Raw genomic sequence first — 14736 nt, forward strand, 5'->3', positions numbered from 1 at the left:
CAAAAGTAGAAGGAACAAAAACGGAGGGCTCACATGAAAGGTCAACGACATATCAAAATTAGGGAAATCATAATGAACAACGAGATCGAAACCCAGGATGAATTAGTCGATGCCTTACGGAGCGCAGGCTACCACGTGACGCAGGCTACCGTCTCCAGGGACATGAAGGAGCTGCATTTGATCAAAGTTCCGATGAAAGACGGGCGGTACAAATATTCGCTGCCGGTCGATCAGCGCTTCAACCCGGCCCAAAAGCTGAAGCGGGCGCTGCTGGATAATTTCATCAGCATCGATAGCACGGAGAATCTGGTCGTCATTAAATGTCTGCCCGGCACGGCGAATGCCATTGCCGTACTGATGGATAACATCGAGTGGCCGGAGATTATGGGCACCGTCTGCGGAGACGACACGATACTGATCATTTGCCGGACGAAGAAGGAAAGCGATCAAGTCGTAGCGCAAATTGAAGAGTATATTTCGTAAACGGCATCCTGGGAGGGGAGTCCATGTTAATCGCATTATCCATTACGAATCTGGCGGTCATTGAATCCGTTCAGCTTCGGTTCCATCAAGGATTTCACGTTCTGACCGGGGAGACGGGCGCCGGCAAATCGATCATTATCGATGCGCTGGGATTGATCGGGGGAGCCCGCGGTTCCTCGGAATTCGTGCGCTATGGCTGCGATCGGGCGGAAGTGGAGGCATCCTTTGATCTGCCCGCAGATCATCCGGCCTGGGAAGCGGTCGCGAAGCTGGGGATTCAGGCGGATGCGGAAGAATTGCTTATTATCCGCCGGGAATTGACGGCCAACGGCAAGAGCATGTGCCGCATTAACGGCCAGATGGTCAATCTGACGATGCTGCGCGAAGTGGGCGAGCTGCTTATCAATATCCACGGCCAGCATGAGCATCAATCCCTGCTCAAGGTAGAGCGGCATCTGGATTGGCTTGATGCGTACGGCGGAGAAGAGCTGGCTGCGCTCAAGAAGCGGTATCGCGAAGAATTCGGCTGCTTCATGGCGCTGCAGCATGAGCTGAATCAGTTGAAGCAGACGAGCCAGCAAGCTTATCAGATGCTTGATCTGTACCGTTTTCAGATTGAAGAGCTTCACAATGCCAACCTTCAGGTGGGCGAGGATGAATTATTGGCGGAAGAAAAGCGCAAACTAGCAAATGCCGAGAAGCTGATGGATCATGTCAATCATGCTTATGAGCGGTTATACGGGCAAGGCGCGATGGATGCGGTCAGCGTGGCCATCGCGAAGCTTGAAGACGTTATGCCGTATGATCCGGCGCGGTTCCAGCCCATGGTCGAACAGCTCCAGACGGCCTACTATCAATTGGAGGATGCGGCGTACCAGCTGCGCGACTACCGGGAGAACATCGAATTCAATCCGGAGCGGCTGGAGCAGATCGAGGATCGGTTGGAGCAGTTGAATGGATTGAAGCGGAAATATGGAGCAACGGTGGAAGAAATGATCGCTTATGGCGAACGGATACAGGCCGAGGCGGACAAAATCGAGCACAAGGATGAGCGGATTGCCGCGTTGGAGAAGGAAGGCGAGGAGAGGCTGGCGAAGCTGGCCAAGCGGGCGCAGGCCTTAAGCGATGCCAGACGGGAACTGTCCGATAAGCTGACGAAGCGGATCGAGAAGCAGCTGCAGCATCTTCATATGGAACGAACCCGTCTCGATGTCCGTCTGGAACGGCTTCAGGATGGACAAGGCTTCGACGTGAACGGAGTGAACGTCCGCTTCACCAAGAACGGGTGGGACGATGCGGAATTTTTGATTTCGCCGAATCCGGGCGAACCGCTGCGGCCCTTGCACAAGATCGCATCCGGCGGGGAGCTGTCCCGGATAATGCTGGCGTTGAAGACGATATTTGCCGAGATGGATCGCATTCCGGTGCTCGTCTTCGATGAGGTGGACACCGGAGTAAGCGGACGGGCGGCCCAGGCGATTGCCGAGAAGCTGGCCGAAGTGTCCCGCAGCGGTCAAGTGTTCGCGATTACCCATCTCCCGCAAGTCGCCTGCATGGCGGATCATCATTACTACATAGAGAAGCTCGTGCGGGACGAGCGCACATCGACCCAGGTAACGGAATTGCAGGAACAAGGACGTGTTGCCGAACTGGCGCGCATGCTGGGCGGCGTGGAAGTAACGGAAAGAACCCTGCATCATGCTCAAGAAATGCTGAAGTTGGCTGAACGTCAAAAAGGTGCGTAATTCAAGGGCTTGAGGAATGATTTTCACTCATAAAACGCTGGGGTCAAGGTTACCTTAATGTTACGAAACGGGCACGCCCTTTTTCGTCAAAGCTTCCGTCAACAAAGGAGTGTGACACCTTTGAACCCCAACGCAAAACGGCTGCTCGGTCTTATGCTAGCCATTATTGTTTGTTTATGCTGCACCACAGCCCCTTTCCGCACCTACGCGGCTTTGCCGAATCATCTGCGTCTTTTTGAAGGAGAACACAAGCAACTGAATCTGGTCATGCCTGTCCAAGCGCAGGCCACCGTGGATCGGCCCGATATCCTGAAGGTCAACGGGCAGAGCGAGACCTCCTTCCGCTTATCGCTGCAGAAGCCGATCTCGCTCGAATCCTCCCAGACCGGGCAGGCTGAATTGAAGCTCAAGCTGTTCGGCGGCATTCCGTTGAAGACGTTGAAGGTCAATGTCGTTCCCAACCTGCGGGTCGTTCCCGGGGGACAGACGATCGGCGTCAAGGTTAAATCGTCCGGGATTCTCGTCGTCGGGCACCATCTTGTTCATGTCGGACCTGAGCGCAAAATATCGCCGGGTGAAGAAGCAGGCGTCCGGTTAGGCGACATGATTATGAGCATGAACGGCACCCGCCTTAACGATGTGACCAAGGTGGCGGATATCGTTCGCGAAGCCGGCGAGAAGAAGCAGACAATTGAACTGGTCATTCAGCGGGGCGACACCGAGATGAAGACGAAGCTGAAGCCGGCCTATGATGTGGAGGACAAGACCTGGCGGCTTGGGTTATATATCCGGGATTCCGCCGCGGGCGTAGGCACGCTTACGTTTTATGCTCCCGATCAAGGGGTGTACGGAGCGCTTGGCCATGTCATTACCGACATGGACACACAGACGCCCATCACGGTAGGCCAGGGCGAAATCGTTCAGTCCAATGTTACCTCCATTTCCAAAAGCCAGAATGGCGAGCCTGGCGAGAAGCGGGCTCATTTCTTGAAGGAAGGCCGCGTCTTGGGGAATATTGAACGCAATACACCGTTTGGCATTTTTGGAAAAATGACGAATCAACCGGAGCACAGTCTGTACAAGGAGCCGATTCCTGTCGCTTTCAGCGAAGAAGTGCAGGAAGGCCCCGCCGAAATGCTTACGGTCGTCAACGGCCAGCAGGTGGAACGGTTCAAGCTGGAAGTGGTTCATGTGACGAAGCAGACGTCACCGGCCACCAAAGGGATGGTCATCCGCATTACAGACCCTAGATTGCTGCAAAAGACCGGGGGCATTGTCCAAGGGATGAGCGGAAGTCCCATCATACAGAATGGCAAGCTCATTGGCGCCGTCACTCACGTGTTCGTCAATGATCCGAGCTCCGGCTACGGATGCTTCATTGAATGGATGCTGCAGGATGCGGGCGTGGTGCTCTCGCCACCCCCGACCTCCGGCAAAGAAGGCTCACATGCTGCGTGAGCCTTCTTTTTATGCGCTGATTCGCCTTTTGCGTGTCGAAGGAATGCGAATGATGTAGAAAAAATGAATAACTATACATTATAAATCATGTTCGTAAAAAAATAAAGAAAAAAACTTTTCGACAGAAGGAATTTCATTTTTGGTGTCGAATAAGTTATTCTTGTAGAGGAAAGCCAACGACAGCAATGCTCGGGAATGCTAAACTTTGACAAGGGAGGATCTGAAGTTGCAAAAGATCGAAATACTGTTAGCGGACGACAACCGAGAGTTCACGAACTTATTAGCCGATTTTTTATCAGAACAGGAAGATATGGTTGTCACCGGTGTCGCCTATAATGGTGAAGAGGTGCTTCAATTCCTGGAACAGACGAGAGCGGTGCCTGATGTGCTCATTCTCGATATTATTATGCCTCACCTGGACGGTCTGGGCGTGTTAGAACGTTTACGCAGTATGAATCTGTCCCCGCAACCGAAGATCATCATGCTGACCGCATTCGGCCAGGAGAGCATTACGCAGCGTGCCGTGCAGCTCGGCGCGTCCTATTATATCCTGAAGCCGTTCGACATGGATATCCTGGCGAACCGCATCCGGCAGCTGGCTGGCATCGCTTCGACTCCGTCCGTAGGCGTCTCCAGTGCCGGCAGCTACATGACCTCCTCCAAGTCGAATGTCGTCCAATTGGGCAAGACGAAAAATTTGGATGCAAATATTACGTCCATCATACATGAAATCGGCGTTCCGGCGCATATTAAAGGTTATCAGTACTTGCGCGAAGCGATTACGATGGTGTACAACAACATCGAAATTCTCGGCTCGATTACGAAAACGCTGTATCCGGCCATTGCCGAGAAATACAAAACGACACCGAGCCGCGTCGAGCGCGCGATTCGCCATGCCATCGAGGTCGCCTGGACCCGCGGCAACATCGACAGCATCAGCCGCCTGTTCGGCTACACGATCAACATCAGCAAGTCGAAGCCGACGAACAGCGAATTCATCGCGATGGTCGCCGACAAGCTGCGGATTGAGCATAAGGTGAGCTAAGCGTAGGCGTGGTGCGGGTTTGAACGTGTCAAGAGCTATTGCATCTTTGGCTATAAATATCCGAAAACGGGTGTTTTGAGCCAATAAATATCGAATGAGTAAGCCAACTAATACCACTTGTTTATTGGGTTCCCTACAACCCCATAAAGGAGTGGTATTTCTTATGACGACATGGAATTTCACATCGACAATTTTATGCTTTATTGCAGTTCCAAGAATCTTTCCCGCAAGACATTGGCATGCTATGAACAAACCCTTAAGTTGACGCTGTTCTTGAAGCAGGGCTTTGGGATTGACGATGTGAAGAAAGTGCAGTCGGGACATATTCGGCAATACATCAAGTATCTGCGGGAGCGGGGCAAATACACGGTCGTCAATAAGGAAGAGAGCAAGAACATTAATCATCCTGATAACCGAAGCGACTATAAGAAGGACATATCGACGACAACCATAGCCAATTACGTTCGAAACATCAAAGTGTTTTTCAATTATCTGTACCATGCTGAGCGGGAAATTCCAAAGAACCCAGTGGACAGTATCGACAACCCTAAGCCTGAACGGAAAATGAAGAAGGTACTGACGCCTGATGAAATCAAGCGAGTGTTAAAGCAGTTCGATTCATCAACCTTCCACGGCTACAGGAACTATATTATTACCAAGCTTTTGCTGGATACGGGAATGCGAATTGGAGAATGCCTGTCCTTATTCCAGAGCATTTTGACTATACCCATAAGAGCATCTTAATCACGAACCCGAAGAATAAGCAGGAACGATATGTGTACTTCTCATTCAAGCTGGCTAATGACATGAAGCAATGGATGAAGTACAAGGACAGGTATTCGGAAAGCCCATTCTTGTTTCCTACAACCAGAGTAACGCAGCTTGAAGTACGCAATTATGAAAGAGCATTGCGCGAAGCGGGAGAGCGGGTAGGGGTATCCATCCATCCTCACCAACTGAGGAATAATTTTGCTAAGTACTATATTCTAAATAATGGGGACTGGTTTAGCTTGTGCCGCATTCTGGGGCATAGCTCGGTTGAGGTAACTCAGAAAGCTTATCTGGATTTTTCACGAATGATGAAATCGCTCGAAAGTATCAGAAGCATAGTCCTATAGCTCATATGGCTGGGATTTGATTGTGTAGTGAAGCTCTAGGAGGCGTTTTTAGGCCATTGATGGTTAGGGGTAAGCGTTCTTCAATAGGTCGGGTTAAAAGCCTTAATAGCCTCATTATGCCGCTGTAAAGTATCACACAACATTGAGCACCTATCTCACAATAGAGAAGGTGCTCGATTTGTTTAATTCTTTGCTCTTAGGATTACATGATTGAGACCGATAACTGCTAAGCCGATAATTACCAGGATAAACCATGCAGGGGCTGAGAAGGCCTTGCCGTCGCCTAATGCGATTCCGACGTTACCCATTGAGTGTCACCTCCTCTCCCGTAATCTGAGCAAGAAGAGAGGGCAGGGAAGCGACAATTTGATTCCAGCTCTCTCTAGTTGTAGGCTCGGACAAGAACTGCATGAGCTGCTGACGAAAACCGCCGCTGATCAGAACAAGTAGTACATATCTGTAGAATGATGGTTTGTCTATAAAGAACTTTATTTGATAATAATCCTCAAGGTTCTGGATGCTGTTACCGAAGAAGGGAATGTCATATACGCTTCCAAAGTGGGCTTCAAGGCCCGACAAATAATCCTTAAGCAAATGTATCAGCTCATACGCTTCTTGATAGTCCTGTTCGTCGGATTGTCTAACCGCATTCCTCCAGGTCATCTGTTGCAACCATGTATTTGTAGACTCCAGGATCGTATTGCCTGCGAATTCCGATGCGATATTGGATTGTTGACTGAAGACGCGGAATACTTCCTGAGAGATGGTTCCCTTCGAAATGATATCAGAGATAAGCTTGCTTACAAGCATTAACCGCTTAGCATTTTCCTGTGCTTCGATCTTTTGCTTCTCTTCAAACTCTTTTGAAGGTCGACCAATTGCCTTTGGCGCTTTTGCCGCCTCGTCTGTTGCGATATCATCAATGATCTCTGGATAATCAGGGTGAGCAGTATATCCTGCAACTTCCTTGAATGTAGTCATAATCCGCGAATGGAATTCAATAAGTCGAGTCTTTAGCTTGTCCCACTGAACGGGATAGCCTTTCCAATAAAGGATGAAGATATAGTCCTTCTGATGCTTGCATAGCCTGTTAGATTTAAGCTTATCAATTAAGATAATAGCGCTTATTGTTCGCTCATCGTAGTGGGTAACGACACCCTGGGAGAACCCTAAACTAACACGATTCCCAACGATAAGACCATATTCCACGTACCGCTCAATCATGTTGCTGCTTATTGATATTCCGTGCTCTCGAACTCGTTGGAGCAGTTCTTCTTTCAACATTGTTCTCACCTCTTGAACTGATTGTAGCCCGCACAGAATATGAAAACAATGGATGCTGGATGCGGAAATGAATTTGGTGATTGACACTTTATCAATAGTAGTACGAGTTGGATCAACGTAGCGAATTTGGAAATCATGCTATAATTACATCTACAGGGATAGAGGGGACTTAGTGCTGGTGCAGGACTAAATCTTCCAAACGATTACGGCTTCTGAATGGGGGAGTTATCGGTGAAAAACCTTAGAAAGAATCATCATTACGTATCCCAATCGTATTTAAAAGCATGGGCAAATAAACATCATAGAATTTGGACATACCGTACGTTAGTCTCCCATAATGCAGTTCCAGAGTGGTCACAATCGTCAATAAGGAGTATAGCCGATCATCAGCATTTGTTTACCCGAACCATAGTAGGAGACGAATCCGATGAGGTTGAAGTGTGGATGGATCAGGAAATTGAATCTCCTGCACAAATAGCCTTATCAAAAGCACGTTCTAATAAACCTTTAAACGGACAAGAGTGGGAGTGCTTGCTTAGATTTGTTGCGCTTCACGATATACGCTCTCCAGCTAATTATATAGAGCATATGAAGCGTTGGAAGCTGGAGATGCCGAATATCATGGAAGAAGTGATGCAGGCCACTATTAACATGTTGGAAGCTGGAAATGATCAAGGTCATAATCCTGCTAATGAGTCGAATCCTGATTCCAAAATGATTCCTATGAAAGTAACTAAGGAAATCAGCACTGATTCGGAGTGGGGGCAGTTGAAAACTGAAGTGCTATTGGGGCGGGGACTATGGCTGTTCTCTATTCGCCACGTTCTGCTTAACACCTATAGGGTTCTGAATACGCACACATGGAGTATACTCCAGGCTCCTGAAGGGATGGAGTGGATCACAAGCGACAATCCTGTAGTGAAGTTAAATTACTACGGAGAAGGATCATACGATTTTAAAGGCGGGTGGGGAAATGAGGGCAGCGAAATCATTTTTCCTTTATCTCCCGAGCTATTGTTATATACCCAGGTTGGTAATAAAGCTAGAATGAATACTGTTTCCATAGAGCTAGCGACAACTTTAAATCGATTTATTGCGGAAAATGCGCATCGTCACATTTTTGCTTCTAATCCTACTGATGGAATCAGTAGTATCATTCCACGTGTCGTAGACAAAATTGCGTATGATGACGAGAAAAGAGAGTGGGAGACCTGGCATACACGCCAAATGGAATTAGAAAAAGAGTATCAATGATTAACGGACAGAGGCCAGTCAAGGCCGAGCGATAGCGAGTTCATTTCAGTCTTGACGGGCGGTTGGTATCTCCGACACTTATCCATTTCCTTCGGTCGAATGACCGAGGGACGGCGCACGCCGAGTGACGGGGTGCAGGGGGCGTGCTCCCTGCGTTTTCCCTTAGGGGACGGATGGGGGCTAGATATTGCTCAAATTTAAAGGCGCTTCTGACGGCAGATTGTTTATAAGCGGCAACGGTTGCTATAAGCGTGATGGATGGAGCGAAAACGGAGTAGAAAAAGAAAGCACTACTACGTTCAGCTTTGGGTATGTCTTGCACATAATGGTTCGGATTGGACAGTAGTTAACAGAAAGATGCATGAGGACAAGGCTACATACAAAAATAAATAAGTGGGGGAACCGCATTGCCTAAATTGATCGTCACAGCATTATTGCTAACAGGGTTACTTGCTGGATGTAGCAGCAAGAACGGTATAATAACCAGCAATGGAAATAGCAGTCGAGTAATAAATAGTCCAGCTTCAGTCACGAGCTTGAAAAAGTATTAGGTTACTTAGAAGGAATAAATCTCCCAGTTGAAATACTTGAGACGCTAGAGTGGATATATCTTCCCATTTTTAGATATGGTAGGAAGCCAAAATTCCTCATCGAGAAAATTGTTAGAGAATCCGACTTTTTTGGGAAGTAATTGTTACGATATATAGAGGGGAGAATGAAGCAGGACAAGCAGTAATAAGAGAATGAAAGCCCAATTAGCGTATGATTTATTGAATGAATGGGAGGCTGTTCCTGGTGTAAGCGCGGATGGTAATTTGAATGGACAATACCTTAGAGATTGGATTACCACGGCACGAGAATATTGCAGTGCCGTTGGGAGTTGTTGCCGATGTCCAAATAGGACAAATACTGGCTTACTCCCCTTTCGGTACTGACGATTTGTGGCCACATGAGGAAGTAAGAAATATAATTGAGGCTATTCAAAGTGAGGCTTTAGAGGATGGATTTCGTACAGGAACTTTTAATAAAATGGGAACTATAAGCAAGGATTTAGATGAGGGTGGAATACAAGAGCGGAGATTAGCGGAGCAATATAAAGAATATGCAGATGCTTTTGAAGGTAAATGGATACGTACAGCTGCAATTCTGAGAAGACTATACGAAGGGTATCTTAGAGAGACAGATAGAGAAGACAATAGAACACAATTAAATTTCTACGAGTAGTGACAGGATGGATATTCATATACAGACTGTGGGAAATTATTGTCATCTGGACTGTCCTGCCAGAAAGCCATATTGATATGTGCATATGATTATCCTGACATGCCGTCTTTGCCAGCAATTGAAGCCTATGAAGTTCTAGTCAGAAGTAAATTTTCGGTTGGAGAAAGAATACAAAAGACATTTACTAGTTTAATTCATCCCATTCACAAGCAGGGAACAGTATATGCTTGGGAGTTACTAGGTAGAAAAGAAGATTGATTTCAGACTGTTCAACTTAATTAAGCAGAAATAGAAGGAGGATAAAATGACATATTGTTTAGTTTGGAAGAAGGAAGACTCGATATTTTTCTTAAGCGACTCAGCAGTTTCGTCGAAGTCAGAACAAACATTAAGAGAGAAAGATCCTCGGGATTACAATACATTTGGCGAAAAACAAGCACGTTATGATCAATATTATGTGTATGAACAAAGTAACAAAATAACTAAAATCAGAGACGATATCGCGGTTTGTTTTGCTGGGGATGTTGGTGATGGATATGAAATGATCAGAGTATTTGAGGAATGTCTCTCGTATGGAATAGATATTTACAGTGCAATCACATCAGTATACAGTTCTGTAAGTAGTGAAAGAGTTCAATTTGTTATCGGATTTATGGAATATGGGAGAGCGCGACTGATAAAGATTGAGCACGGTAGAATATTTGAGGCAGATATGTTTGAGATTGGTTCTGGTTCGGAAGTAGCTATATGGAGTGACTCGGTAAAAAGATGGCTAGAATTTGATTTCCCAATCAATCATTTATTAGAGATAATGGTTGTTCTGATTCAAACAGATGCCATGACAAAATTCATGGTACCTCATGGAGTTGGTGGAACATTTAATGGCTTTGAACTAAATGAAAAAGGAGGACGCTGGTGCCCCGATTTAATGTATTGTTTATACACTCCTATAAAGAGCTCAGAAGGGTTTATTAGTGTCATTAACCGAAATGGTCTTCTTGCTACATCTTCAACATTTAATAGTGTAACAACGATGTTAACAGGATATGGGCACACAAAGGATAATAATGAACTTTCTTATGAAGAGATCGAGCAGATTTCTTCGGAGCTGAGTGAAAGTGTCACTGACTACTTAATATTGACTAACATAAATCAAAAAAAAGTTTTGATGATTTTTATTGATAAGTGGCTCCATTATCCATTCTTGAGAATGTGGAAAAGAGATAGGGGGGCGGAAGTAGATTACATGTTGGTTTATGATCAAGAAATTATAGGCGATTATATTTTCTCCAGTAGGCACGGTGATGATGATGAAATGTCATTTCATTTCTTAGATATTCGTAAATTCAAAACAGAATACCTTTCCCTTAATGACTTCGAGGAAATGACGGGAGGAAAGGGCAATATATCAAATACATATGAATATCAATAATATAGATTGGTTCTAAGCTTTGGATATTTATCGGGTTGACACCATTGATGCCGTGAAGTATGGATTGAGTAAGGGGATTTGAGCTATAAATAATCCCGCGGAAACCCGATAAACATTTGGATTTGTACTACTCATTCGATACTTTTGACAGCTCAATTGCCATTACGAAGACGACGCTGTATCCTGCGATCGCCGAGCAGTTCAAAACGACGCCAAGCCGCGTCGAACGCGCCATCCGCCACGCGATCGAGGTCGCCTGGACGCGGGGCAACATCGATAGCATCAGCCATTTGTTCGGCTACACGATCAACATTAGCAAAGCGAAGCCGACGAATAGAGAGTTCATCGCGATGGTCGCTGATAAGCTGCGGATTGAGCATAAGGTGAGCTGAAGGGAGTAGTGGGTGTGGGTTTGGGGATTATTATAAAATACCCGATAAACTCGCGTGGATTAACCTTTTTTTCATTCGAGGGACCCGGATAAACGTATTGGCCTAAAGGCTAACCTCTTTGACTCTTTTTATTCTTCGGGGAAATCTAGGGTCCCGCTGCACGACAAGAGCCGCGGGGTGACTCCTGCGGCTCTGTTAGCGCGTGTATTTACATCTCTTGAAACAAAACCTTGAAAGGCACGGAGCCAGTCTAGGTCAAGGTTACTGACAGAATGGCAAGAAAGCCAATTTTAATTTTTCTTCTATTTTCGATTCTAGCCAGCCCATAACCTCGCTGCGATTCTAGGATGAGAAAATAATAATTGCGTATCAAAGAACCCTAAGTTGATGTAGTGCACTTCTTAGAATAGTCATTGGGCCCTAGCCCGATGAATTCTAAGGGGTGCATTTTCAATATCACTGAATAGGGCCTTGACTTAGTAAATTGTACCCTATCGAGTAGACACTTTAAAAAAGTCTCTCGATAGGTACTTTTGTTTATAGCAGAAAAATGGGAATGAGGAATTATAATGAGCAAGAAATTATTTACAGATGAAGAAATCAAGCTGTTATCTAACAATCCTTATGTGAAGTCCGTTTCTTCAAAGGCAATCACGTATACGGATGCGTTTAAGCAATTGTTCATCTCAGAGAATAACAAGGGCAAACTGCCGAGAGAAATATTTGAAGAATGCGGTTTTGACGTAACCATCATTGGGATCCAAAGAGTCAGATCTTCGGGAAAGAGATGGCGTGCGAGTTACCAGGAGAACGGAGTTTTAGGTTTACAGGATACGAGAAGTAGATCATTAGGAAGACCCCTTAAACGGGAGCTGTCGCTGGAAGAGAAATATGCCAGGCTGGAGGCTCAGAATGCCTTGCTAAGAGCGGAGAACGAACTTTTAAAAAAGATTCGCTTCGCGGAAAGGGGGCAGAACAAAGAATAGCACTGCCACCTACCCAAAAATATGTCTTTATCCGTACCATCATCGAGAAATATCAACTCCACCGTATGGTCAACTATTTATGTAAAGTGTCCGAGGTTTCCAGAAGAGGATACTACAGGTACTGGTCTTCCGAAGCGAAGCAAAAGAGAAGCCAGAAGGAACAGCGGGATGAACAGCTAAGAGAAACGATCTTAAAAGCTTTCCATTTCAAAAGACGCAAGAAAAGGGGCCCGTTCCATCAAGATGACATTGGAGGGGCAGTTTAAGGTTATCTCAATTTGAAACGGATTAGGAGGATTATGAAGAAATACGGCATTGTGTGCCCTTTCAGGAAGGCCAATCCCTATAGACGGATGATGAAGGCTACTCAAGAGCACAGGATCGTTCCTAACCTGCTGAACCGGGAGTTTAAGCAGAAGATCCCCCGTAAGATATTACTGACGGACATCACCTATTTATTTTACGGATCAGGCAAGAAAGCCTATTTATCAACTATCAAGGACAGTTCAACCAATGAAATCTTGGCATATCATGTGTCAGACCGAATCACGATGGATCTTGCGACAGATACCCTCCTAAAGCTTAAGAAAAACCGAAGGTTTAAGAAAGCAGATGATGCCTTCATTCATTCTGACCAGGGATCTCATTATACAAATCCGGAATTTCAAAAAATGGTTAAGAAAATGAAATTGAAACAATCCATGTCCAGGCGGGGAAACTGCTGGGATAACGCCCCTCAGGAGTCCTTTTTTGGACATTTTAAAGATCAGGCCTCCATTAAACCTTGTTTGACTTTGGACGAGTTAAAACGGGAGATCAAGGACTATATGACTTATTACAACCACTACAGGTATCAATGGAATTTAAAAAAGATGACCCCTGTTCAATACAGAGATCATCTTCTTCAATCTGCCTAGACTTTTTTAAAATGTCCTTTACATGGGGGACAGTTTATAGCACGTTGGGTTTCTTTTTTTCTGTGAAAATCCAAACGCACTCATGAACGATTATCGTCTTTAAAAAGCAGCAGTTTTCTGAGAAATGACCATAAGATGCCCGGTCCACCTTCTTTGAAGGGGCCTTGTTTAAAATCGCTATGTTTCGTCAATGCTGTAAGGTTAGTTGATCTGCATGAGTGGTGCTTGTGGTCCACCTTCGATGTAAATTTGTTTGTTCTTCAGCATGTGGTAAGCAATGATAAGTATCTTACGTGAAATGGCAATGCAAGCTTTTTTCTTTCCTCGTCGTGAAGCAATCTTCCAGAACTTTGTTGCCAAGACCGTGTTTCGTGAGCGAGCGATTGCCCAAGACGCTTCGCATAGTGTCACTTTTGCATGAGGATTGCCTTTTACGCTTTTTGTACTTTTTTTTGCCTGCACTCTCGTGGTTGCCGGGTGCTACGCCAGCCCAAGAGGCAAGGTGATCTGCGGATGGAAATTGCTCCATATCGGCCGCGATTTCTGCAAGGAGTGCTGCAGCTGTTCGTTCGCTAACACCTGGAATGGTCTGAAGCAGTTCGTACTCCGTCCGATAGAGCTCCAAGTGATCGTTAATTTCGGCTTCCAACCGAGCAATGGACTTCTCTAAGTATTCGATATGCTCCCAACAATCTTTAATCAATCGAATTTGATGCGGGGTCATCGTGCCAAAAAGAGAGTCAGTAACTTCACTTTTTTTGTTCTTGATCGAACCCTTGACGCTCGCTTCAAATCTTCCGCGTCAACGTAACCTTTTTCGATTAAGCGTTGCAACAAACTGCGCCCGGAAACACCGAATACGTCTGAGATGACACTGCCTAGCTTGACGTTACCTGCTTCAAGATACTTCTGGATCGGTTTTTCTCCGCTGTTAGGGAGCCGATTCGTTTTTTTCGAAGTCGGCAGAGGTCCCGTAGCTCCCTTAAGTCCTCGGATGGCACAAAGCTGGGCTCAATTAGACCGACTCGAAGCAGCTTCGCGATCCATTCGGCATCACAAACATCCGTCTTGCGGCCAGGAACATTCTTAATGCGCTGCGCATTCGCCAGTACGACGGTGAAGTAGCCTTCAAGGATGTTGTAGACAGGTTTCCAATAGATTCCCGTGCTCTCCATTGCGATGTGTGTAACGCCTTGGGACTCCAGGTACTTAAGCAGTTCGAAAAGATGTTTGGTCATCGTTCCAAAGCTTCGGATCTCGCTGTGGGCCTCCCCCGCAGCATCTGTGGTCATCACACAAACGACGATTGTCTCTTGGTGAACGTCCATTCCAGCACAGCGTTCAAGCAATACTTCCATCTTGGCTTCCCTCCATAACTGAAATGCATGACGGCGGATG

9 protein-coding genes and 4 pseudogenes are annotated in these 14736 nt (G+C 46.1%); 10 read left to right on the forward strand and 3 right to left on the reverse strand.

Going from position 1 to position 14736, the window contains the following annotated elements:
- Positions 1-33 precede the first annotated feature (33 nt).
- The 5 genes and pseudogenes from ahrC (at position 34) to OCY70_RS13780 (ending at position 5869) form a co-directional block, all read left to right on the forward strand.
- Positions 34-483: a transcriptional regulator AhrC/ArgR gene (gene ahrC, locus OCY70_RS13760; protein ID WP_213427643.1), complete on the forward strand. Its 450-nt coding sequence runs from the start codon at positions 34-36 to the stop codon at positions 481-483.
- Positions 484-506: 23 nt separating this feature from the next.
- Positions 507-2228 (forward strand): DNA repair protein RecN, encoded by a 1722-nt coding sequence (gene recN, locus OCY70_RS13765; protein WP_213427642.1) that lies wholly within the window; start codon positions 507-509, stop codon positions 2226-2228.
- A gap of 120 nt (positions 2229-2348) precedes the next feature.
- Entirely contained in the window at positions 2349-3686 is a 1338-nt protein-coding gene (spoIVB, locus tag OCY70_RS13770) for a SpoIVB peptidase (protein WP_213427641.1), read from the forward strand.
- 226 nt (positions 3687-3912) lie between these two features.
- A complete protein-coding gene (spo0A, locus tag OCY70_RS13775) occupies positions 3913-4731 on the forward strand; it encodes a sporulation transcription factor Spo0A (protein WP_213427640.1) in 819 nt (272 codons plus the stop codon).
- Between the two features lie 171 nt (positions 4732-4902).
- Positions 4903-5869 (forward strand): annotated as a pseudogene (locus tag OCY70_RS13780) (tyrosine-type recombinase/integrase).
- 162 nt (positions 5870-6031) lie between these two features.
- Here OCY70_RS13780 and OCY70_RS13785 read toward each other — a convergent pair.
- Together OCY70_RS13785 and OCY70_RS13790 are read right to left on the reverse strand one after the other, a co-directional pair.
- Positions 6032-6157: a hypothetical protein gene (locus tag OCY70_RS13785; RefSeq protein ID WP_261944905.1), complete on the reverse strand. Its 126-nt coding sequence runs from the start codon at positions 6155-6157 to the stop codon at positions 6032-6034.
- Positions 6150-7133 carry a hypothetical protein gene (locus tag OCY70_RS13790; RefSeq protein WP_213427639.1) on the reverse strand — a complete coding sequence of 328 codons (984 nt, stop codon included), beginning with the start codon at positions 7131-7133 and terminating at the stop codon, positions 6150-6152. The genes OCY70_RS13785 and OCY70_RS13790 overlap by 8 nt, the downstream gene beginning before the upstream one ends.
- Before the next feature lie 216 nt (positions 7134-7349).
- Here OCY70_RS13790 and OCY70_RS13795 point away from each other — a divergent pair, with 216 nt between their 5' ends.
- The 5 genes and pseudogenes from OCY70_RS13795 to OCY70_RS13815 all read left to right on the forward strand — a co-directional run bounded on the left by OCY70_RS13795 (position 7350) and on the right by OCY70_RS13815 (position 13338).
- Positions 7350-8387 carry a DUF4238 domain-containing protein gene (locus tag OCY70_RS13795; protein WP_249724865.1) on the forward strand — a complete coding sequence of 346 codons (1038 nt, stop codon included), beginning with the start codon at positions 7350-7352 and terminating at the stop codon, positions 8385-8387.
- Between the two features lie 819 nt (positions 8388-9206).
- Entirely contained in the window at positions 9207-9611 is a 405-nt protein-coding gene (locus OCY70_RS13800; RefSeq protein WP_213427637.1) for a hypothetical protein, read from the forward strand.
- Positions 9612-9915: 304 nt separating this feature from the next.
- Positions 9916-11043: a hypothetical protein gene (locus OCY70_RS13805; RefSeq protein WP_213427636.1), complete on the forward strand. Its 1128-nt coding sequence runs from the start codon at positions 9916-9918 to the stop codon at positions 11041-11043.
- A 158-nt stretch (positions 11044-11201) separates the two neighbouring features.
- Positions 11202-11435: pseudogene (locus tag OCY70_RS13810) on the forward strand (sporulation initiation factor Spo0A C-terminal domain-containing protein); the annotation flags it as partial.
- A gap of 569 nt (positions 11436-12004) precedes the next feature.
- Positions 12005-13338, forward strand: a pseudogene (locus OCY70_RS13815) (IS3 family transposase).
- A gap of 201 nt (positions 13339-13539) precedes the next feature.
- Here the strand turns inward: OCY70_RS13815 and OCY70_RS36130 are convergent.
- Positions 13540-14696: pseudogene (locus tag OCY70_RS36130) on the reverse strand (IS110 family transposase).
- Between the last annotated feature and the right edge of the window lie 40 nt (positions 14697-14736).

This window comes from Paenibacillus melissococcoides (assembly GCA_944800085.1).
Taxonomy (GTDB): domain Bacteria; phylum Bacillota; class Bacilli; order Paenibacillales; family Paenibacillaceae; genus Paenibacillus_B; species Paenibacillus_B melissococcoides.

Bases quoted from the DNA above. Each gene is read 5' to 3' on its own strand.
- OCY70_RS13785 (WP_261944905.1), bottom strand. From the start codon at position 6,157: ATGGGTAACGTCGGAATCGCATTAGGCGACGGCAAGGCCTTCTCAGCC.
- OCY70_RS13800 (WP_213427637.1), top strand. From the start codon at position 9,207: ATGGACAATACCTTAGAGATTGGATTACCACGGCACGAGAATATTGCA.
- ahrC (WP_213427643.1), top strand. From the start codon at position 34: ATGAAAGGTCAACGACATATCAAAATTAGGGAAATCATAATGAACAAC.
- OCY70_RS13790 (WP_213427639.1), bottom strand. From the start codon at position 7,133: ATGTTGAAAGAAGAACTGCTCCAACGAGTTCGAGAGCACGGAATATCA.
- OCY70_RS13795 (WP_249724865.1), top strand. From the start codon at position 7,350: ATGGGGGAGTTATCGGTGAAAAACCTTAGAAAGAATCATCATTACGTA.
- OCY70_RS13805 (WP_213427636.1), top strand. From the start codon at position 9,916: ATGACATATTGTTTAGTTTGGAAGAAGGAAGACTCGATATTTTTCTTA.
- recN (WP_213427642.1), top strand. From the start codon at position 507: ATGTTAATCGCATTATCCATTACGAATCTGGCGGTCATTGAATCCGTT.